The following is a 19,321-nucleotide window of genomic DNA, read 5'->3' as shown; positions in this document are numbered from 1 at the left end:
GTGGCGGACATGGAGGAACTCGCGGGTCGCTTCGCGACGGCCTCGACGCTGCCGATCGTGCTGGACTCCACCGAGGTCGAGGTGTTGCGGGCGGGCCTGGAGAAACTGGGCGGACGGGCGGTCATCAACTCGGTCAACTACGAGGACGGTGACGGGCCCGGGTCACGGTTCGCGAAGGTCACCGCGCTGGCGCGGGAGCACGGGGCGGCGCTGATCGCGCTGACCATCGACGAGGAGGGCCAGGCCCGCACCGTCGAGACGAAGGTCGCCATCGCCGAACGCCTGATCACCGACCTGACGACGAACTGGGGCGTGCACGAGGCGGACATCCTCATCGACTGTCTGACCTTCACCATCTGCACCGGCCAGGAGGAGTCCCGCAAGGACGGCGTCGCCACCATCGAGGCGATCCGTGAACTCAAGCGCCGTCACCCGCGGGTGCAGACCACGCTGGGCCTGTCGAACATCTCCTTCGGGCTGAACCCGGCCGCCCGGGTGCTGCTCAACTCCGTGTTCCTGGAGGAGTGCGTGAAGGCGGGGCTGGACTCGGCGATCGTGCACGCCTCGAAGATCCTGCCGATCGCCCGGTTCTCCCAGGAGCAGGTCACCACCGCGCTGGATCTCATCCATGACCGGCGCTCGGAGGGCTATGACCCGCTGCAGAGGCTGATGGAGCTGTTCGAGGGCGCCACCACGACGTCGCTGAAGGCGGGCAAGGCCGAGGAGCTGGCCGCGCTGCCGCTGGAGGAGCGGCTGAAGCGGCGGATCATCGACGGGGAGAAGAACGGCCTGGAGGCCGACCTCGACCAGGCACTCCAGGCCCGGCCGGCGCTCGACATCGTCAACGAGACGCTGCTGGAGGGCATGAAGGTGGTCGGTGAGCTGTTCGGGTCGGGGCAGATGCAGCTGCCGTTCGTGCTGCAGTCGGCCGAGGTGATGAAGACGGCCGTGGCGCATCTGGAGCCGCACATGGAGAAGTCCGACGCGGAGGGCAAGGGCACCATCGTGCTGGCCACCGTGCGCGGCGACGTCCACGACATCGGCAAGAACCTGGTCGACATCATCCTGTCGAACAACGGCTACACGGTGGTCAACCTCGGTATCAAGCAGCCCGTCTCGGCGATCCTGGAAGCGGCCGAGGAACACCGCGCGGACGTGATCGGCATGTCGGGTCTGCTGGTGAAGTCCACGGTGATCATGAAGGAGAACCTGGAGGAACTCAACCAGCGCAAACTCGCCGCCGACTACCCCGTCATCCTCGGCGGAGCCGCACTCACCCGCGCCTACGTCGAACAGGACCTCCACGACATCTACCAGGGCGAGGTCCGCTACGCCCGCGACGCCTTCGAGGGCCTGCGCCTGATGGACGCCCTCATCGGCGTCAAGCGAGGCGTCCCCGGAGCGAAGCTGCCCGAACTCAAGCAGCGCCGGACCAGGGCGACTTCCCGCGTCGTGGCCGAGGAGCGGCCCGAGGAGGGGCACGTCCGTTCCGACGTGGCCACCGACAACCCGATCCCCCAACCCCCCTTCTGGGGCACCCGCGTCGTCAAGGGCATCCAGCTCAAGGAGTACGCCACCTGGCTGGACGAGACCGCTCTCTTCCGCGGTCAGTGGGGCCTGACGAAGGACCTGATCGAAACCGAGGGCCGGCCGAGACTGCGCGGCTGGCTGGACCGGCTGCACACCGAGGGCCTCCTCGAAGCGGCCGTCGTCCACGGCTACTTCCCCTGCGTGTCCAAGAACGACGACCTGATCATCCTGGACGAGCAGGGCAACGAACGCACCCGCTTCACCTTCCCCCGCCAGAGGCACGGCCGCCGGCTGTGCCTGGCCGACTTCTTCCGCCCGGAGGACTCCGGCGAGATCGATGTCGTAGGGCTCCAGGTGGTGACCGTCGGGTCGAGGATCGGGGACGCCACCGCGGAGCTGTTCGAGGCCGACGCCTACCGCGACTACCTCGAACTGCACGGCCTGTCCGTCCAGTTGGCAGAGGCGCTCGCCGAGTACTGGCACGCCCGGGTGCGCGTCGAACTCGGCGTCGCGGGCGGCGACCCCGACTCCCTCGACGGCATGTTCCGCACCGCCTACCAGGGCTGCCGCTACTCCCTCGGCTACCCCGCCTGCCCGAACCTGGAGGACCGCGCCAAGATCGGCGAGCTGCTCGTGCCGGAGCGCATCGGCGTCGTCCTGTCGGAGGAGTTCCAGCTGCACCCCGAGCAGTCGACGGACGCGATCGTGACCCACCATCCCGAAGCGAGCTACTTCAACGCGAGGAGCGAGCGATGACCACCGGCACCCTGCGCGAGATCCTCGCCTCCGGCCGGCTCTCCTTCTCCTTCGAGTTCTTCCCGCCCCGCACGGACCGGGGCGAGCGGACCCTGTGGGAGGCGATCCGGCGGATCGAACCGCTCTCCCCCACCTTCGTCTCGGTCACCTACGGCGCCGGCGGCTCGTCCCGCGACCGCACCGTGGACGTCACCCACCGCATCGCCCGGGAGACGACCCTGCGCCCGCTCGCGCACCTGACGGCGGTCGGCCACTCGGTGGCCGAGCTGCGGCACATCATCGGCCGCTACGCCGACGCCGGGGTACGGGACGTCCTCGCCCTGCGGGGCGACCCACCGGGCGACCCCAACGCCCCCTGGGTCCCGCATCCGGACGGCTTCCGGCACGCCCACGAACTCGTCACGCTGGTCAGGGAGTCGGGGGACTTCGGTGTCGGAGTGGCCGCGTTCCCCGAGATGCATCCGCGGTCGCCCGACTGGGACAGCGACGTACGGCACTTCGTCGCCAAGTGCCGGGCGGGCGCCGACTACGCCATCACGCAGATGTTCTTCCGGGTGGAGGACTACCTGCGGCTGCGCGACCGGGTCGCGGCGGCCGGCTGCGACACCCCGGTCATCCCGGAGATCATGCCCGCCACCGACGTCCGGCAGATAGCCCGCTTCGCCGAACTGAGCGGCGCCGCCTTTCCCGAACACCTCGCGCACCGGCTGGAGGCCGCCCGCGACCGGCCCGCCGAAGGGCACCGCATCGGCGTCGAGCACGCCACCGCGATGGCCGAACGCCTGCTCGCCGAGGGCGCCCCCGGCCTGCACTACATCACCCTCAACCGCTCCACGGCCGCCCTCGACATCCACCGTGCCGTGCAGAACCTCGTCAGGAGTGTCCATGCCCCCGCAGCACAGCTCGGCTGAGTTCACCGACTTCAGGGTCGCCGACCTGACCCTGGCCGAGTTCGGCCGCAAGGAGATCACCCTCGCCGAGCACGAGATGCCCGGCCTGATGTCGATCCGGCGTGAGTACGCCGGGGCGCGGCCGCTGGCGGGTGCCCGGGTCACCGGTTCGCTGCACATGACGGTGCAGACGGCGGTGCTCATCGAGACCCTGGTGGCCCTGGGCGCCGAGGTCCGCTGGGCCTCCTGCAACATCTACTCCACCCAGGACCACGCGGCCGCCGCCGTCGCCGCCGCCGGCATCCCCGTCTTCGCCTGGAAGGGCGAGACCCTGGAGGAGTACTGGTGGTGCACCGAGCAGGCGCTGACCTGGCCGGGCGCCGTCGGCCCGAACATGATCCTGGACGACGGCGGCGATGCCACCCTCCTGGTCCACAAGGGCGTGGACTATCGGAAGACCGGCGCCCTGCCGCCCGCCGACAACGAGGAACTCGCGGCGGTCCGCGCCCTGCTGGAGGCGAGCCCGCTCGACTGGACGGCCCTCGCGTCGGAGATCCGGGGTGTGACGGAGGAGACGACGACGGGTGTGCACCGTCTGTACGAGATGCACCGGGACGGGTCGCTGTTGTTCCCGGCGATCAATGTGAACGACGCGGTGACTAAGTCGAAGTTCGACAACAAGTACGGGTGCCGGCACTCGCTGATCGACGGCATCAACCGGGCGACGGACGTGCTGATCGGTGGTAAGACGGCGGTCGTGTTCGGGTACGGCGATGTGGGCAAGGGCTGCGCGGAGTCGCTGCGTGGTCAGGGTGCCCGGGTGATCGTGACGGAGATCGACCCGATCTGCGCGTTGCAGGCGGCGATGGACGGTTACCAGGTGACCACGCTGGACGAGGTGGTCGAGACGGCGGACATCTTCGTCACGACGACGGGTAACAAGGACATCATCATGGCCTCGGACATGGCCCGGATGAAGCATCAGGCGATCGTGGGGAACATCGGTCACTTCGACAACGAGATCGACATGGCCGGTCTGGCGAAGATCCCCGGGATCGTCAAGGACGAGGTGAAGCCGCAGGTCCACACCTGGAGGTTCCCCGACGGCAAGGTGCTGATCGTGCTGTCGGAGGGCCGGCTGCTGAATCTGGGCAACGCGACGGGTCATCCGTCGTTCGTGATGTCCAACTCGTTCGCGGACCAGACGCTGGCGCAGATCGAGCTGTTCACGAAGCCGGACGAGTACCCGACGGACGTGTACGTGCTGCCCAAGCACCTGGACGAGAAGGTGGCCCGGCTGCACCTGGACGCGCTCGGGGTGAAGCTGACCCGGCTGCGTCCGGAGCAGGCGTCGTACATCGGTGTCGAGGTCGACGGCCCGTACAAGCCGGACCACTACCGCTACTGAGCGGGACCGCGCCCGCGCGGCAGCCGGCGGCGGGCCCTGGTCCAGCCTTCCTCCATCGCGCCCCGACCCACGGCCACCACGCTGGGCCGCACGGTCCGCATCGAGGAGGAAGCACGTGTCCGAGAAGCAGCAGCACACCCCGGTGCTGGTGGCAGGCGCGGGACTGGCCGGCTTGTCCACCGCCCTGTTCCTGTCCTGGCACCGGGTGCCCTGTGTGGTCGTGGAACGCCATCGCGGCATGTCACCGCACCCCCGCGCCCGGGGCATCAACCCGCGGGCGATGGAGCTGATGCGCTCGGTCGGCCTGGAGCCGGAGGTGCGGGCCACCGAGTCCGCGCGCGCGCTCGCCGGCAACGCGGGGGTGCTCGCCGCCCAGTCGCTGGCCGGGCACCAGATGGGGGCGCTGCACGAGCAGTACTTCATGGACGTACGGACCGATCTGAGCGCCCTGTCGCCGACCGGCTGGTGCCTGTGCCACCAGGACGAGTTCGAACCGGTGATCAGACGGCGGGCGGAGGAACTCGGGGCACGGTTCTCGTACTTCACGGAGCTGGAGTCGTTCGAGCAGACCGCGGACGGTGTCACCGCGCTGCTGCGGGACCGTGACACCGGCGAGCGGCGCACCCTGACGGCCGACTACCTGGTGGGCGCCGACGGACCGGACAGCCCGGTGCGGCAGGCACTCGGCATCGGCGTCGAGGGGCCCGGCACCACCGGGCACTTCCTGAACATCCACTTCGAGGCGGACCTGGCCGAGCAGGTCGGCGACCGCCGGTTCATCATGTGCTACACGTTCAACGACGCGGTGCGCGGTGCGCTGATGCCGCTGGACAACTCCCGGCGCTGGCTGCTGCACGTGGTGTTCGACCCGGCCGCCGAGGACGCCGCCTCGTTCACCGACGAGCGGTGCCGGGACCTGGTGCGGGCCGCGGCCGGGGTGCCGGACCTGGAGGTGAAGGTCCTCGGCGCGATCCCGTGGGAGGCCGCCGGACGCACCGCCACGGCCTTCGCCTCGGGCCGGGCGTTCCTGGTCGGCGACGCCGCCCATGTGATGCCGCCCAGCGGGGCGTTCGGCTCCAACACCGGCGTCCAGGACGCGCACAACCTGGCCTGGAAGCTGGCCGCGGTGCTGCGCGGCGAGGCCGGCCCCGGCCTGCTCGACAGCTACGACCCGGAGCGCCGGCCGGTGTGCGCGGCCACCGTCGAACAGGCGGTGCTGCGCTCCAGGGACCGCCCCCGGCTCGCGGAGAAGGAACCCGCGCCGGCCGACCCGGCGATCCACGCCGACACCGAGATCTGGTTCGGCTGGCAGTACCGTTCGGCGGCCGTACTGCACGATCCGGCCGGTCCGGCGCCGGACGGCGTGTGGAACGGCGACCCGCGCGGACTGCCCGGCACCCGCGCCCCGCACGTCCCGCTCGTCCGGGACGGGCAGGAGGTGTCGTCCCTCGACCTGTTCACCCGCACCCCGGTGCTGGTGGCCGGCCCCGCGGCGGGACCGTGGGCCGGGGCCGCACCGGCCGCCGCACGGCGGGCGGGCGTGGCCCTGGAGGTGCTGCGTCTCGGTGACACGCTGCACGACCCGGCGGACGCCTTCGGCCCGGCGTACGGCGTGGGCCCCGAGGGCGCCGTGCTGGTACGGCCGGACGGCGTGGTCGCCTGGCGGTCCCCCGGCCCCCGGCCCGCCCCCGAAGCCGTACTGGGCGACGTCCTGAAGGCGTTGCTCGCCCGATGACCCCGGCGGCGCGGCGGCGCGGCCCGACCGAGCTCTGACGTTTCGACCGTCCCCACGACGAGGGACCGAGGGAGAGACCATGTCTGGAATCACCGGCTGGGTGGACTGGTCCCGGGATCTGACCCGGGAACGCGGGACCGTCCTGGCCATGGCCGCGACGATGGCCCTGCGCGGGCCCGACGGCGAGGGCGTCTGGACGAGCCCGCGCGCCGCCCTGGGCCACCGCCACCTCGCGGTCTTCGACCTGGAGGGCGGCGGCCGGCAGCCGGTCGCCCTGGAGCACGACGGCCGGACCGTGGCCGTGGCCGCGCACAGCGGCTCCATCCTCAACCACGAGGAACTGCGGGCCACCCTCTCGCGCCGCGGCCACCGCTTCCGCCACGGCGGCGACACCGAGACGCTGCTGCACGCCTACCTGGAGTGGGGTGCCAAGGCCGTGCAGCGGCTGGAGGGCACCTTCGCGGGCGTGGTGTGGGACGCCCGCCGAGAGGAACTGTTCCTGGTGCGCGACCGGCTCGGCGTGGAGCCGCTGCTCTACTACCCGACGGCGACCGGCCTGGTGTTCGGCTCGGAGGCGAAGGCGATCCTGGCGCACCCGCAGGTGCAGCCGGAGGTCGACGCGGAGGGGCTCCAGGAGATCTTCACGTACTCCGGGACCCCGGACGTGGCGCCGTTCCGCGGGATGCACCGGCTGCGGGCCGGGCACCACCTGGTGGTGTCGGCGGGCGGGAGCACGCGCACCCGGTACTGGGGCGTGGACGCGGCCGAGCACACCGACGACCTGGACACCACCGTGGACACCATCCGCGGCCTGCTGGAGGAGAGCATCGAACGCAACCTGCGCACCGACGCGCCGGTGGGTTCGCTGCTGTCCGGCGGCCTCGACTCCAGCGGGGTGGTGGGCCTCGCGGACCGGGAGCTGCGCAAGACCGGCCGGCGCATCCGCACCTTCACCGTGGACTTCGCCCGGCACTCGGAGAACTTCCGGGCCACCGACACCCGCCAGTCGCCGGACGCCCCGTACGCGGCCGACGTGGTGCGCCACCTGGACACCGACCACACCGGCGTGGTCCTGGACCCGGCGGAACTCAGCGACGAGGTGGCGCGCTGGCAGGTGCTGCGCGCCAAGGACCACCCGACGCCGCTGGGGGACATGAACACCTCGCTCTACCTGCTGGCGCGCGCGGTCGGCGAGCAGGACACGAAGGTCGTGCTGACGGGTGAGGCGGCCGACTCGCTGTTCCACGGCGTCGCCTGGAACCGGGACCCGGTCGAGTCGCGCATGGACACCTTCCCGTGGGTGGCCCGCGGGGTGGTCCGCGACGACTCCAAGGGCCTGGGCTGCGGACTGTTCGACGAGTCCCTGCTGAAGGACCTGGCGCCGCTGGACTACGCGGCGCGGCGCTACCGCGAGTCGGTGTCCGAGGCACCGCACCTGCCCGGCATGTCCGAGCAGGAGCGGCACATGCGCGAGCTGTGCTGGGTGCATCTGACCAACTTCATGGAGAACCAGAACGGGCACACCGAGCGGCTGTTCAAGGCGGTGGGCCTGGAGGTGCGGATGCCGTACTGCGACCACCGGTTGGTGCAGTACGCCTACAACCTCCCCTGGGACCTGCAGAACTTCGACGGCCGGGAGAAGAGCCTGCTGCGCGCCGCGGTCCGGCACGTCCTGCCGCAGAGCGTGGTCGACCGGCGCAAGACGCCGTACCCCGTGACGCTCGACCCCGGCTACGAGGAGGCCCTGCGCCGGGAGATGCACGCGCTGCTGGACGACTCGCAGGCCCCGGTGCTGCCGCTCCTCGACGTGCCGGCGGCGCGGGCCGCGCTGAAGGACCCGGAGGGCCTCAACCGCTGGGCGCGGCGGGCCAACGTCGAGCTGCCGATCCAGCTGAACACCTGGCTGCGCAGGTACGGCATCCGGCTGGTCCTCTGACCGCACGGCGGGTGCGCGAAAGCCCCGGGGCGCGTGGTGGGCGTCCCGGGGCTTTCGCGTGCGTGGACGGTGGCCGCGGTCAGTGGTGGTGGGCGCCGTCCAGGGTCCGCGGGGCTTTCGCACGCGTGGACGGTGGCCACGGTCAGTGGTGGTGGGCGCCGCCGTCCAGGGTCCGCGGTGCCGCGGCCTCGGTGCCGGGCTCGACGACGGTGAACTGGCCCATCATTCCCTCGTCCTCGTGGCGCAGCACATGGCAGTGGTACATGTACGGCACGCGGGCGTCGGTGAGGGTGTCGAAGCGGACGGCGAGCCGGGTCGTGCCGAACTCGTGCAGGTACACGGTGTCCTTGGGACCGCGCACGTACGGCGGGGGCCGCTCCCCGTTGACGTCCAGGACCCGGAAGGTCGCGCCGTGGACGTGGAAGACGTGGATCCACTCGTCGCCGCGTTCGATCTCCCAGATCTCGGTGGCGCCGGCCGGGATCACCTCGTCGACGCGGTTCATGTCCATGGTCCTGCCGTTGATCTGGAGGCCGGTGAACTCGAAGTGCCGCCGGCGGGCGCCGTCGGGCGCCTCGACCGGGGCGGGGGCGCCGTCGACGCGGGTGGGCAGCGCGGGTGAGGGGCGCAGCCGCCGGTCGGCGCGCAGGGCGATGATGTCGAAGGTGTCGTCGCCGCCCATGAAGCGCTCGGTGGGGAAACCGAGGTCGAGTGAGGGTTCGAAGCTGCGCAGGACGACCTCGTCGCCGGGCTCGAACTCCACGACGATCTCGGCGCGTTCACCGGGGGCGAGCAGCAGCCGGTCCATGGCCTGCGGCCGGGGCAGCAGCCCGTTGTCGGTGGCCACCAGGTGGAAGGGACGGCCGTCGGTGAGACCCAGCCGGTACACGCGCGCGTTGGAGCCGTTGAGGAGCCGGAACCGCACACGCCGGCTGGTGACCCGGAAGTGCGGGTCGTAGGTGCCGTTGACGAGGATGGTGTCGCCGAGCACCCCCACGTTGTCGGCGCCGGCGACGGACTCGGCGAGCCGGGTCTCGGTGAGGTCGAGGGTGTTGTCGGAGTGGAAGTTCTTGTCCTGGATCACCAGCGGCACGTCGTCGACGCCGTACTCCCGTGGCAGGGCGGCGCGTTCGGAGTGCTCGTCGTCGAGGATGATCAGGCCGGCCACCCCGCGGTAGACGTGCGAGCCGGTCGAGCCGTGCGGGTGCGGGTGGTACCAGAGGGTGGCGGCGGGCTGGCGCACCGTCCAGTGCGGGCTCCAGTCGGCACCCGGGTCGATCATCTGGTGCGGCCCGCCGTCCATCGCGGCCGGCAGCAGCATGCCGTGCCAGTGCAGGGTGGTCGCTTCGGGCAGCCGGTTGCGCACGGTGACCGCGAGGTGGTCGCCGCGCCGGGCGCGCAGGGTGGGCGCGAGGTAGCTGCCGTTGGCCCCCCAGGTGGGGGTACGGCGGCCGGGCAGCAGGGCGGTGGTGCCGGCGGCGAGGGTGAGCGGGTAGTGGCGGCGGCCGTCGGCGGAGGGCCCGGGGGCGAGCAGTCCGGGTATCCGGACGGCGTTGCGGAAGGACAGCTGTCCGACGTTGCTGCGTCGCCGGTCCTGGTAGACGTGCAGGAAGGTGGCGCCCCAGCCGGCGCCCGCGGCCACGACGACGGCCCCCGTCCCGAGGAGGAGCCGGCGGCGCGGGAGGCGGGGGGCTGGCGTCATGAGCGGGTCCTCGGGTGGGGTCCGACGGTGCGGACCCCACCCTCGGTCACGCCGCCGGAGGCTCGCTGGAGACCGGCTCGAGCCGGTGCACGACCTCGGTGACCGCCATGTCGCCGCCCCGCCGGAACGGCTTCAGCCGCTGCCGGTGCAGGGTGTGGCGGTGGCTGACCTCGAAGTCGCGGAAGGCGCGCTCGCCGGCCCAGTCGGTGAGGACGTAGTACACGCCGTCCTCCTCGGTGGACCTGACCAGCAGCTGCCCCAGGTTGGCGGGTTCGCGGGCGATGCTCTCGCCCACCGACAGCCACACCCGCTCGAAGTCGGCGGCCAGCTCCGGATACACCTCCATGCGGAGGATGACCCGCGTCGGCTCCCGGCCGCCGGCGGTGGCTTTCCCTGCGGTGTCGCTCACGGTGTCCCCTTCTCCGCGGGCGGCCGGTCCAGCCGGAGCACCCGCTTGGTCATGGCCCGCAGTACGGTCCTGGTGAAGATCGGCGCGTCGGTGCAGCGCCAGGCGACCACCCCGTCGGGCCGCACCAGCACGGCGCCCTGCGCGGTGACGCCGTACAGCTCGGGCCAGCGGTCGTCGAGGTCCTCCAGGTCGCTGCCGACGCCGTACAGCTGGACGGGCGTGCCCAGTTCGGCGCCGATCGAGCGGACGGCCTCCTGCCAGGGGCGGTTGTCCGGACCGGTCAGCAGCACCAGGGAGCGGCCGAACAGGTCGTGCACGGAGATCTCGGCGCCGCCGTACCGCACCCGCAGATGGGGGGCGCGGCTGCCGGGCCGGCCGTCGTTCTCCGCCGCCCACAGGCCGTAGCCGGGCAGGGTGCCCTCGTCCCAGGGCATCACGGCCGACGAGCGGTAGCGGGCGGCCAGCCAGACCAGCGGGTCCTGGACCAGCTCGGGGTCGGCGGGGTCCGGGTAGGCGGCCAGCAGCCGGGCCCGGTCGCGGGCCCGCAGTACGGCCTGTTCGACGGTGGCCGCGCAGACCGGGCGGCGCTCCTCGTCGTAGCTGTCGAGGAGGTCCGGGTGGGCCCAGCCGTCGAGCACGGCGACGAGTTTCCAGGCCAGGTTGTGGGCGTCGATGATGCCGGTGCCCGCGTCGAAGCCGCCGCTCGGCGGCATCACGTGCGCCGCGTCCCCGGCCAGGAACACCTGCCCGGACCGGAAGCGCTCGGCGACCCTCGCCTCCCCGGCCCACGGGCTGACGCTCTCGATCCGCGGCCGGAGCCCGGGCACGCCGGTCGCGGCCCGCACCAGGTCGGCGCAGCGCTCCTTCGTGAACGACTCGACGGGCTCCAGCTCGGGGTCGTGCCGTACGTGCAGCAGCCAGTCGGCCCGGTTGTCCAGCGGCATCAGGGAGCCGCGGACGCCCGGGTTGTCGACGTAGGCCATGACGAAGCGGCGGCCCCGCAGTTCGCCGGTGAGGTCCGCGGTGAAGCGGACCGTGACGAAGTGGCCGAGGGTACGGCCCTCGAAGGCGATGCCCAGCCGCTCCCGCACCAGGCCGCCGGTGCCGCCCGCGTCCACCAGGCAGCAGGCCCTGATGCGGTGTTCGTCGCCGGTGGCCCGGTCGCGGACGACCGCGGAGATCCCGTCGTCGCCCCAGCCGTCCCGGTCGAAGGAGACGAGTTCGGCGTCCGGCCGCAGCCGTACACCGAGGCGCTCGGCCCGCTCGCGCAGCGCCCGCTCCAGCTCGGCCTCGTCGCACAGGCACCAGGTCGTCGGCGACAGGGCGCTCAGGTCGGTGTCGACGTCCACCACGTACTTGGCGTCCAGGGCCCCCAGTTCGTGCCCGGCCAGGGACTCCGCGGCGATCACCCCCGAGTTGTGGGCCAGCGCCCGGGCCGACGGCAGGTCACGGATCGCCTCCTCCACGCCCAGGGAGCGCAGCAGTTCCATGGCGCGGGGGTGGACGCCGAGGATGCGCGGCGGGCGGAGACGCTCCCGCGGGCCTTCCAGCAGGTAGCAGTCCACTCCCTGTTCGGCGAGGAAGAGAGCCGCCGCCAGCCCGGCCGGCCCCGAGCCGGCCACCAGGACATCGGTGTTCCGGAGCGCACTCCGGCCTGTACTGGGCACTGCCTCACATCCCTTCGACTGGTGCTACGGCTGGTGCTCCACGAGCACGGAGGCGTCCTTGTCCCCGTCGCCCGCGGCCACCACGGACGCGAACCGCTCGCGTACGGCGGCGAGGACCGGCATCCCGGTGTCGTACCGGGCGGCCGCCTCCAGGGCGAGCCGGATGTCCTTCTCCATCAACTCCGAGCGGAAGAAGGCCGGTTCGTAGGACTGCTTGAGCATCAGGTCAGCGCGAAACCGCATGACCATGGAGCTGAAGCCGCTCCCGGAGACCACGCTGATCAGCTGTTCGCGGTCCAGGCCGGCCGCGGTGCCGTAGGCGATGGCCTCGGACAGCGAGGCGACCTGGGCGCCGAGCAGCAGGTTGAGGATGAGTTTCAGGCTGGCGGCGGTGCCGGGGGCGCCGACGTGGACGACCTCGCTGCCTATCGCCTCCAGCACCGGGCGGGCCTCGTACAGGTCGGCGGGGTCGCCGGCGGTGTACACCCGCAGTTCGCCCTTGCGGGCCTGGAGCGGGTTGCCGACGACGCACGCCTCGACCCGGCGCAGCCCCCTGGCCGCGAGCCGCTCGGCCGCCGTGCGGGCGTAGCCGGGCGAGACGGTGGAGGTGTCGACGACGACGGCGCCGGGCTGGAGGACCGGCACCACCCGGCCGAACAGCACCTCGTCGACCGCCTTCTCGTCGCTGAGGCTCAGCAGGACCAGGTGGTGGCCCGCCGCCGCCCGCTCGGGGGCGTCGGCGAGGCTCGCGCCCGCCGCGACGAGCGGCGCGGCCTTGCTCGCGGTGCGGTTGTACACGGTGAGCGTGTGCCCGGTGTCGAGCAGCCGCCGGGCCATGCCCCCGCCCATGTTGCCCAGGCCGATGAAGGCCAACTGGGTGTTGCTCATGGTGGGTTCTCTTCTCTGTCTCTGTCTCTGTCTCTGCCTGTGTCTCTGTCTCTGCCTGGTCTGTGTTCGTCCTGGGTCTGGGTCGCGGGCGCGTTCAGTACGCGGCGTCGACCTCGTAGACGGCGAACGGGGCGGTGGTCCGGGTGTCGCGGTAGGGCCGCAGCGGGGCGGTGTCCTCGCGGTGCCCGGCGCCGGCCTCCCACTCCAGGAAGGCGGCGAGCGACTCCCAGCGGCTCATCACCACGAGCGCGGAGGGGTCGTGCGGGCTGCGCAGCAGTTCGTTGCCGAGCATGCCCGGCACCCCCGCGAGCCGCTTGCTGACCTCGTGGTAGGCGGCGCGGACCGCGTCGAGCCGCTCCTCGTCCGGCGCCGCCTGGTACACGAGCACCCTGACCTGGCCGCCGCCGTCAGCGGGCATCGACGGCCGCCTTGCCCTCGATGGAGTGCAGGACCTCCAGCACGTGGAACGAGCCGCCCTTGCGGAACGGGTGCAGGGTGGCGCGGTGTTCGAGGTGGGTGGGGCTGTCCTCGAACTCCCGGAACCGCGGCTCGTCGACCCAGTCGCTGATGATGACGTACGTGCCGTCCGGCTCGCGGGACAGCGACTGGCCGAGGTTGGCGGGGTGCCCGGTCACCGCGTCGGTGCCGCTCAGCCACGCCTGCTCGAAGTCCGCGGCCGTGCCGGGCTCGATCTCCAGGCGCAGCATCACACGGAAGGCCATCAGGAGATCCCCCCGTCGACGCCGATCGTGTTGCCGGTGACGTAGCGGGACAGGTCGCTGGCCAGCCACAGGACGGCGCCGGCCACCTCGTCGGGCTTGCCGAGCCGGCCGAGGGCGGTCTTGGCGCCGTAGCGCTCGGTCATCAGCTTCTTCTGGTCGGAGGGCAGCTCGTGGAAGTGCTCGGTCTCGATGACGCCGAGGGCGACGATGTTGAAGCGGATGCCCTGGCCGCCGAACTCCTTGGCGAGGGAGCGGTTCAGGCCGACCAGCGCGGCCTTCGTGGCGGTGTAGTGGGAGCGCAGCGGGATGCCGGCGTCCACGGCCCGGGAGCCGATGGAGATCACCGAGGATCCCTCGCCGAGCAGCGGCAGCGCGTGCTGGATGACCAGGTGGGCGCCGGTGAGGTTGGTGGCGATGATGCGCTGCCACTCCTCCAGGGAGAGCTTCGCGTAGGGGATGTGGCTGATCGCGCCCGCGTTGTTGACCAGCAGGTCGAGGCGGTCGCCGTGCAGTTCGCGGACCTTGGTGAGCAGCTCGGCTATCTCGCCCGGCTGCGACAGGTCGGCGCGCAGCACGTGGTGGTTGCCGCCGGTCTCCTTGAGCTCCTCCTCCAGGCTGGTGACGTACTCGCTCGGGTGCTGGTAGCAGGTGACGACGTCGACACCGGCGCGGGCCAGGGCGAGCACGACACCGCGGCCGACACCACGGGTGCCGCCGGTGACCAGGGCCTTCTTGCCCCTCAGTTCGAGGTCCATGGGAAAACGCTCCTCAGGTGTGGGAAATGACGCTCAGAGCAGGACGCCGAGCGCGACGCAGTTGACGGCGAGCGCGGCCACGGTCAGCCAGCTGCGCCGGCGGTTCCAGGCGCCCCACGCGTGGCGGGGGTCGCGGGTGGCGAAGTCGGCCGGGAGGTGGTCCGGGTCGAGGGTGCGCATCCACCGGTTGACCGGGACGTTCTTGGTGACGGAGATGACGGCCGTGGCCGCCGCGAGCAGGGCGGCCGCGGCGAACAGGCCCCGGGCGGCGGCCTCCTCGGCGCGCAGTGCCAGCACCACGTCGCAGATCACGGTGCCGACGAGGCAGATCGGCATAGCCGGGTCGTAGCGCTGCCCGAAGAACGCGTGGGCGTGGACGTAGCGGTCCGCGGGCAGCGAGGCGAGGTACGGGAAACCACCGAGCTGGGTGCCGAAGAGCACCCCCGCGGCCAGCCCGTTGAGGAGCAACAGCAGCGGAGTGAGGACGGACAGCACGACCGGCCCCTCATCCGGCGACCGCGTGGACCGCGGCCTCGACCTTCTGCTTGATGAGTTCCATCTGCACCTTGGTGTTGCGGTTGAGGTGCGCGGTCATCTGCTCGTCGTCCACCGGCGCGGCGGGCTTCATGTGGAAGTCCTGCACCCAGCGCATGCGGACGCCGCCGCCGGGCTCCTCGGTGTACTCCCAGAAGATGGTCATGAACTCGAACGGCCCGGTCTCCACGCGTTCGGCGCGGACCGTGCGGGTCTCGGCGAAACTGGTGCGCCGCGAGACCCAGCTCCACACCTGGCCGTCCTCGTCCGGGTGCATGGTGAGCCGGAAGACCACCGTGTCGCCGTCGCGCTCCAGGACGTCGGCGGAGGCGTACTCACTGAACAGGTTCGGCCAGTTGGGCACGTCGTTGGTGATCTCCCACACCCGCTCCAGCGGCGCGTCGATGACGATGTGGTTGTCGGTGTGTCCAGCCATGGGGCACTTCCTTGTCGGATACGTGTGTCGCGGGTCAGCGGCCCAGGACCAGGGCCGAGGTGAAGCCGCCGTGGCCGCGTGCCAGCACCAGGGCGTGGCGCAGCGGGACCTCCCGCGGCTCGTCGGTGACCAGGTCGATCTCCAGGCCGGGGGCGGGCTCCCGGGTGCCGGTGGTGGGCGGTACGACGCCCTCGCGCAGGCTCAGCAGGGCGGTGGCCACGTCCAGCGGGGCGCCGCCGCCGTACAGCCGGCCGGTGAGCGTCTTGGGCGCGGTGACGGGCACCCCGCGCGGCCCGAAGATCCGCGCGATGGCCTCGGCCTCGTCGCGGTCGTCGGCGACCAGGCCGGCGGCGTCCGCGAAGACCACGTCGATGTCGGCGGGGCCGAGGCCCGCGTCGCGCAGCGCGGCCACGGCCGTGCGGTGCAGCGCGCGCGGGCGCCCCGACTCGGGTGCCGGGTCGAAGCCGGCCGCGTAGCCGAGGACCCGGCCGTAGCCGGCGCCCCGCTCGGCGGCGGCCTCCGCGCTCTCCAGGACGAGGATGGCCCCGCCCTCGCCCGGCAGGTAGCCGGACGCCTCGGCGTCGAAGGGCAGGTAGGCGCGCTCCGGGTCGGGGACCGTGGAGAGCTTGCCGGTGGTCAGCTGGGCGGTGAAGCCGTAGGGGCACAGCGAGGCGTCGGTGCCGCCGGTGACCACCAGCCGGGCGCCCCTGCGGGTGAGCCGGCGGGCCTGGCCGATGGCGTCCAGGCCGCCGGCCTGCTCGCAGGCCAGCACCCCGCACGGGCCGCGCATCTTGTGCCGGATGGACAGCTGGCCGGTGGTGGCGGCGTAGAACCAGGCGATCGACTGGTAGGCGCCGACCCAGCCGGGGTCGTTGCGGTAGAGGGAGGTCATCTCCTTCTGGCCGAACTCGGTGCCGCCGGACGAGGAGGAGGTGACCACCGCCATCTCGTACTCGGGGATGTTCGCGAGGTCGGCCCCGCTGTCCGCGAGGGCGGCCTCGGCGGCGGTGAACGCGAGGTGGGTCCAGTGGTCGGTCTGCGAGACCAGCCGGCTGGGCACGTTGCCCTGGGCGTCGTACCCGGGGACCTGGCCCGCGTGGCGCACCGGGTAGCTCTCCGGGTCGAAGCGCTCGATGCGGCCGATGCCGGACTTGCCGGCGAGCACCGAGGCCCAGTGGTCCTCGACGCCGATGCCGGTGGGCGCGACGATGCCGAGGCCGGTGATCACCGGGGCGCTGGTGGATGCGGTCATCAGGCACTCCTTCCGGCCGCGGCCGCCGCGGAGCCCGGGCGGGCCAGCAGCATCGCGGTCTGGAACCCGCCGAAGCCGCTGCCGACGCTGAGCACGACGTCCATGGCGTGGTCGCGCGCGGTGACGGGGACGTAGTCCAGGTCGCACAGCGGGTCCCTGGTCTTCAGGTTCGCGGTCGGCGGCACCACCTGGCGGTCCAGGGCCAGGGCGCAGGCGGCGACCTCGATGGAGCCGATCGCCCCGAGCGAGTGGCCGACCATGGACTTGATGGAGCTGACCGGGATGTCGTACGCGTGCTGTCCGAGACTCCGCTTGAACGCGGCGGTCTCGTGCCGGTCGTTCTGCTTGGTGCCCGAGCCGTGGGCGTTGACGTAGCCGACGGCGGTCGGGTCCAGCTTCGCCTGGTCCAGGGCGACGGTGATCGCCTCGGCCATCTCCCGGCCGTCCGGCTTGAGTCCGGTCATGTGGTACGCGTTGCTGCGGCCCGCGAAGCCGACGATCTCGGCGTAGATGCGGGCGCCCCGGGCGAGCGCCGCCTCGCGTTCCTCGACGACCATGACCGCGGAGCCCTCGGCGAGGACGAAGCCGTCCCGTTCGCCGTCGAACGGGCGCGAGGCGTGCTCCGGGTCGTCGTTGTTCGACGTCGTCGCCCGGATCGCGTCGAAGCAGGCGGACGTGATGGGTGAGATCGGGGCGTCGGTGGCGCCGGCCACGGCGACGTCGGCGGAGCCCTCCTCGATCAGCTGCACGGCGTGCCCGAGGGAGTCCAGGCCGGAGGTGCAGCCGGTGGAGATCAGCGCGACCGGGCCCTCGGCGCCGACCTCCCAGGCCACCTCGGCGGCCAGGGTGGAGGGCACCATGTACCCGTACAGGTGGGGCACTCCGTACTCGTGGTCGACGAGCCACTTGCGGCCGCTGTCGGAGAGGGTGACGTACTCCTCCTCCAGGCCCATGGTGCAGCCGACGGCGCTGCCGATGGAGACGGTGACCCGCTCCGGGGCGAGGGACGCCAGGTCGAGGCCGCTGTCGGCGACCGCCTCGCGGGCGCTGACCACGGCGAACTGCGCGGCGCGGTCCATGCGCCGGATCTGCCGGGGGGTCAGTCCGGCGGCCGCCGGGTCGAAGTCGACCTCGGCGGCGACCTGCGAGCGGAAGGCGCCCGCGTCGAAGAGCGAGATCCGCCGGGTGGCGGTGCGCCCCTCGGACAGCGTCCGCCAGAACGCCTCCCGGCCCACCCCGCCCGGCGCGACCGCGCCGACCCCGGTGATGACGGCCCGTCGGGTCACGGCGCGCCACCCACGTCCGGGTTGGCCTGGTCGGGGCGCTGCGCCTGCTCGGTGTCCACGTGGCCGAGCTCGGGGCGCGGCGCCAGCGGGGACAGGTGGAAGGCGCACCGGGCGGTACCGGCGCCGGTGTTGACGAGGCGGTGGCGGACCCCGATGGGCACGAGCAGCGAGTCGCCGGCCCCGAGGGTCACGGGCTGGCCGTCGAGCGTCATCTCCAGGGTGCCGTCGACGACGTGCAGGAACTCCTCGGAGTACGGGTGGTAGTGCTCGGTGACCCAGTCACCGGGCTCCAGCGTCATGACGCCGCCGAAGCCCGAGGTGCAGCCCACCGTCTTGGGGCTGAGCGTGACGCGGAGGTCACCCCCGCGCTTGGTGTTGGCCTCGACCTCGTCCGACGACACCTTCACGGTACGGCTGATGGCGGTGGTCACTGGATTCGTCCTCCGTCCTTGGTCCAGATGTAGAAGGGCTCGGCCATCGCGTCCCTGGGCTCCTTCCAGTCGGGGTCGTAGGGCTCCACACACTCGGCGAGCCGGGTGTTGATGTCGTCGTAGAGCGGGTGACTGCGGGCCCGGTACAGGTTCGGGCCGATGTCGTCGTCGGCCTCGACCAGGTGGAAGTAGAGGCCGTGGAACTTGAACAGGGTGCGGCGGCTGACGCCGATCATGTGGGGCAGGTCGGTGGCGTCCGACTCGCCGAAGATCTTCGCGATGTCGTCCGTCCTGTCCGGACGGAGCTTGGCGACGATCAGGGTGCGGTGCACGGTGTACCTCCTGGTCCGGTGACCGGTGAGCGCGAGCGGTCGACCGGGAACGTCCCACCGCGGACTACAGGTCGGCTCGAAACCGGCCGGAAGCCGCGGGCCGCGGCGGTGGTTCGAGCGGTTCTCGTGCGGGCTGGGGTGGGCTGGCGGGAACGACCCCGACGAGTGAGGAACAGGCATGCCGTTCGCAGCCATCACCTACGACATCAAGCCCGGACACGAGAAGGAACTCGCCGAGATCTTCGGTGACTTCAAGCGCGTCAGGAGCAGCGACGTGCGCGACGAGCGGGGCGCGGCGGCCGGCACGATCCTGGCCACGGCCGTGTTCCTGCGCGACGACACGCTGGTCCGGGTCATCGAGTACACCGGCGACCTGGAGGCGGTGGCCCGGCACATGGCCACGCAGCCCGGGGTGCGCGAGGTGGAGGCGAAGCTGAAGCCGTATCTGACCAAACCCCGTGACACGGACACGGTGGAGGGCTTCGTCGCCACGTTCCGGCGCAGCCTGCTGAACACGGTCGCCCAGATCTCGGTGCGGGACCTGCCGGGCGCGGCCTGAACGACATGGTGCGGGGGGGGGGGGGGGGGGGGGGGGGGGGGGTGGGGGGTGGGGGGGGGGGGGGGGGGAGGGAGGGGAGGGGGGGCAGCACCC

Annotated in this window: 19 protein-coding genes; 6 read left to right on the top strand and 13 right to left on the bottom strand. The window is 72.1% G+C overall.

The features are described 5' to 3' along the window. The 5 genes from AC07AZ_RS35845 to asnB all read left to right on the top strand — a co-directional run. Positions 1-2,286, top strand: a 2,286-nt coding sequence (locus tag AC07AZ_RS35845; RefSeq protein WP_478854943.1) for a methionine synthase, incomplete at its 5' end; no start/stop codon positions are given. After that, positions 2,283-3,197, top strand: coding sequence for a methylenetetrahydrofolate reductase [NAD(P)H] (gene metF / locus AC07AZ_RS35840; protein WP_478854942.1), 915 nt, complete (start codon positions 2,283-2,285; stop codon positions 3,195-3,197). The genes AC07AZ_RS35845 and metF, both read left to right, overlap by 4 nt. Next, entirely contained in the window at positions 3,172-4,584 is a 1,413-nt protein-coding gene (gene ahcY / locus AC07AZ_RS35835) for an adenosylhomocysteinase (protein WP_478854941.1), read from the top strand. The genes metF and ahcY overlap by 26 nt, the downstream gene beginning before the upstream one ends. Positions 4,585-4,699: 115 nt before the next feature. Beyond that, positions 4,700-6,319: an FAD-dependent oxidoreductase gene (locus tag AC07AZ_RS35830; RefSeq protein ID WP_478854940.1), complete on the top strand. Its 1,620-nt coding sequence runs from the start codon at positions 4,700-4,702 to the stop codon at positions 6,317-6,319. A 79-nt stretch (positions 6,320-6,398) separates the two neighbouring features. Further along, positions 6,399-8,255, top strand: coding sequence for an asparagine synthase (glutamine-hydrolyzing) (asnB, locus tag AC07AZ_RS35825; protein WP_478854939.1), 1,857 nt, complete (start codon positions 6,399-6,401; stop codon positions 8,253-8,255). Positions 8,256-8,397: 142 nt separating this feature from the next. On the opposite strand, the gene AC07AZ_RS35820 is transcribed toward asnB, so the two are convergent. The 13 genes from AC07AZ_RS35820 to AC07AZ_RS35760 form a co-directional block, all read right to left on the bottom strand. After that, positions 8,398-9,957 carry a multicopper oxidase family protein gene (locus tag AC07AZ_RS35820; RefSeq protein WP_478854938.1) on the bottom strand — a complete coding sequence of 520 codons (1,560 nt, stop codon included), beginning with the start codon at positions 9,955-9,957 and terminating at the stop codon, positions 8,398-8,400. Positions 9,958-10,003: 46 nt separating this feature from the next. After that, entirely contained in the window at positions 10,004-10,366 is a 363-nt protein-coding gene (locus AC07AZ_RS35815; protein ID WP_478854937.1) for an antibiotic biosynthesis monooxygenase family protein, read from the bottom strand. Then, positions 10,363-12,033, bottom strand: a complete 1,671-nt coding sequence (locus tag AC07AZ_RS35810) for an FAD-dependent monooxygenase (RefSeq protein WP_478854936.1) — start codon at positions 12,031-12,033, stop codon at positions 10,363-10,365. The genes AC07AZ_RS35815 and AC07AZ_RS35810 overlap by 4 nt, the downstream gene beginning before the upstream one ends. Positions 12,034-12,057: 24 nt before the next feature. Further along, positions 12,058-12,921: an NAD(P)-dependent oxidoreductase gene (locus AC07AZ_RS35805; protein WP_478854935.1), complete on the bottom strand. Its 864-nt coding sequence runs from the start codon at positions 12,919-12,921 to the stop codon at positions 12,058-12,060. A 94-nt stretch (positions 12,922-13,015) separates the two neighbouring features. After that, on the bottom strand, positions 13,016-13,339 hold the full coding sequence (locus AC07AZ_RS35800; RefSeq protein ID WP_478854934.1) for an antibiotic biosynthesis monooxygenase family protein: 324 nt from the start codon (positions 13,337-13,339) through the stop codon (positions 13,016-13,018). Continuing rightward, complete coding sequence (locus AC07AZ_RS35795) at positions 13,329-13,643, bottom strand: antibiotic biosynthesis monooxygenase family protein (protein WP_478854933.1); 315 nt, start codon at positions 13,641-13,643, stop codon at positions 13,329-13,331. Before AC07AZ_RS35795 ends, AC07AZ_RS35800 begins: the two co-directional genes overlap by 11 nt. Beyond that, entirely contained in the window at positions 13,643-14,398 is a 756-nt protein-coding gene (locus tag AC07AZ_RS35790) for an SDR family NAD(P)-dependent oxidoreductase (RefSeq protein WP_478854932.1), read from the bottom strand. Before AC07AZ_RS35790 ends, AC07AZ_RS35795 begins: the two co-directional genes overlap by 1 nt. 33 nt (positions 14,399-14,431) lie before the next feature. Next, the gene (locus AC07AZ_RS35785; RefSeq protein WP_478854931.1) at positions 14,432-14,893 is read right to left on the bottom strand and encodes an anthrone oxygenase family protein; all 462 of its coding nucleotides are present in this window, start codon (positions 14,891-14,893) and stop codon (positions 14,432-14,434) included. Positions 14,894-14,903: 10 nt separating this feature from the next. Further along, positions 14,904-15,368, bottom strand: a complete 465-nt coding sequence (locus AC07AZ_RS35780; RefSeq protein WP_478854930.1) for an SRPBCC family protein — start codon at positions 15,366-15,368, stop codon at positions 14,904-14,906. A gap of 34 nt (positions 15,369-15,402) precedes the next feature. Next, positions 15,403-16,620, bottom strand: coding sequence for a ketosynthase chain-length factor (locus tag AC07AZ_RS35775; RefSeq protein WP_478854929.1), 1,218 nt, complete (start codon positions 16,618-16,620; stop codon positions 15,403-15,405). Continuing rightward, positions 16,620-17,906, bottom strand: a complete 1,287-nt coding sequence (locus tag AC07AZ_RS35770; RefSeq protein WP_478854928.1) for a beta-ketoacyl-[acyl-carrier-protein] synthase family protein — start codon at positions 17,904-17,906, stop codon at positions 16,620-16,622. Before AC07AZ_RS35770 ends, AC07AZ_RS35775 begins: the two co-directional genes overlap by 1 nt. Next, a complete protein-coding gene (locus AC07AZ_RS35765; RefSeq protein ID WP_356046303.1) occupies positions 17,903-18,337 on the bottom strand; it encodes a cupin domain-containing protein in 435 nt (144 codons plus the stop codon). The genes AC07AZ_RS35770 and AC07AZ_RS35765 overlap by 4 nt, the downstream gene beginning before the upstream one ends. Continuing rightward, positions 18,334-18,669 carry a TcmI family type II polyketide cyclase gene (locus AC07AZ_RS35760; RefSeq protein WP_478854927.1) on the bottom strand — a complete coding sequence of 112 codons (336 nt, stop codon included), beginning with the start codon at positions 18,667-18,669 and terminating at the stop codon, positions 18,334-18,336. Before AC07AZ_RS35760 ends, AC07AZ_RS35765 begins: the two co-directional genes overlap by 4 nt. 178 nt (positions 18,670-18,847) lie before the next feature. Here AC07AZ_RS35760 and AC07AZ_RS35755 point away from each other — a divergent pair, with 178 nt between their 5' ends. Next, complete coding sequence (locus tag AC07AZ_RS35755; protein ID WP_478854926.1) at positions 18,848-19,228, top strand: SchA/CurD-like domain-containing protein; 381 nt, start codon at positions 18,848-18,850, stop codon at positions 19,226-19,228. Positions 19,229-19,321 lie beyond the last annotated feature (93 nt).

Source organism: Streptomyces sp. NPDC043878, from assembly GCF_056435735.1.
The sequence above is the reverse complement of the archived record's forward strand: the minus strand, read 5'-3'. Positions and strand labels throughout refer to the sequence as shown.

Excerpts from the sequence above, each read along its gene's own strand:
- metF (WP_478854942.1), top strand. The coding sequence starts at position 2,283 with ATGACCACCGGCACCCTGCGCGAGATCCTCGCCTCCGGCCGGCTCTCC.
- ahcY (WP_478854941.1), top strand. The coding sequence starts at position 3,172 with ATGCCCCCGCAGCACAGCTCGGCTGAGTTCACCGACTTCAGGGTCGCC.
- asnB (WP_478854939.1), top strand. The coding sequence starts at position 6,399 with ATGTCTGGAATCACCGGCTGGGTGGACTGGTCCCGGGATCTGACCCGG.
- AC07AZ_RS35820 (WP_478854938.1), bottom strand. The coding sequence starts at position 9,957 with ATGACGCCAGCCCCCCGCCTCCCGCGCCGCCGGCTCCTCCTCGGGACG.
- AC07AZ_RS35805 (WP_478854935.1), bottom strand. The coding sequence starts at position 12,921 with ATGAGCAACACCCAGTTGGCCTTCATCGGCCTGGGCAACATGGGCGGG.
- AC07AZ_RS35800 (WP_478854934.1), bottom strand. The coding sequence starts at position 13,339 with ATGCCCGCTGACGGCGGCGGCCAGGTCAGGGTGCTCGTGTACCAGGCG.
- AC07AZ_RS35795 (WP_478854933.1), bottom strand. The coding sequence starts at position 13,643 with ATGGCCTTCCGTGTGATGCTGCGCCTGGAGATCGAGCCCGGCACGGCC.
- AC07AZ_RS35790 (WP_478854932.1), bottom strand. The coding sequence starts at position 14,398 with ATGGACCTCGAACTGAGGGGCAAGAAGGCCCTGGTCACCGGCGGCACC.
- AC07AZ_RS35780 (WP_478854930.1), bottom strand. The coding sequence starts at position 15,368 with ATGGCTGGACACACCGACAACCACATCGTCATCGACGCGCCGCTGGAG.
- AC07AZ_RS35775 (WP_478854929.1), bottom strand. The coding sequence starts at position 16,620 with ATGACCGCATCCACCAGCGCCCCGGTGATCACCGGCCTCGGCATCGTC.
- AC07AZ_RS35755 (WP_478854926.1), top strand. The coding sequence starts at position 18,848 with ATGCCGTTCGCAGCCATCACCTACGACATCAAGCCCGGACACGAGAAG.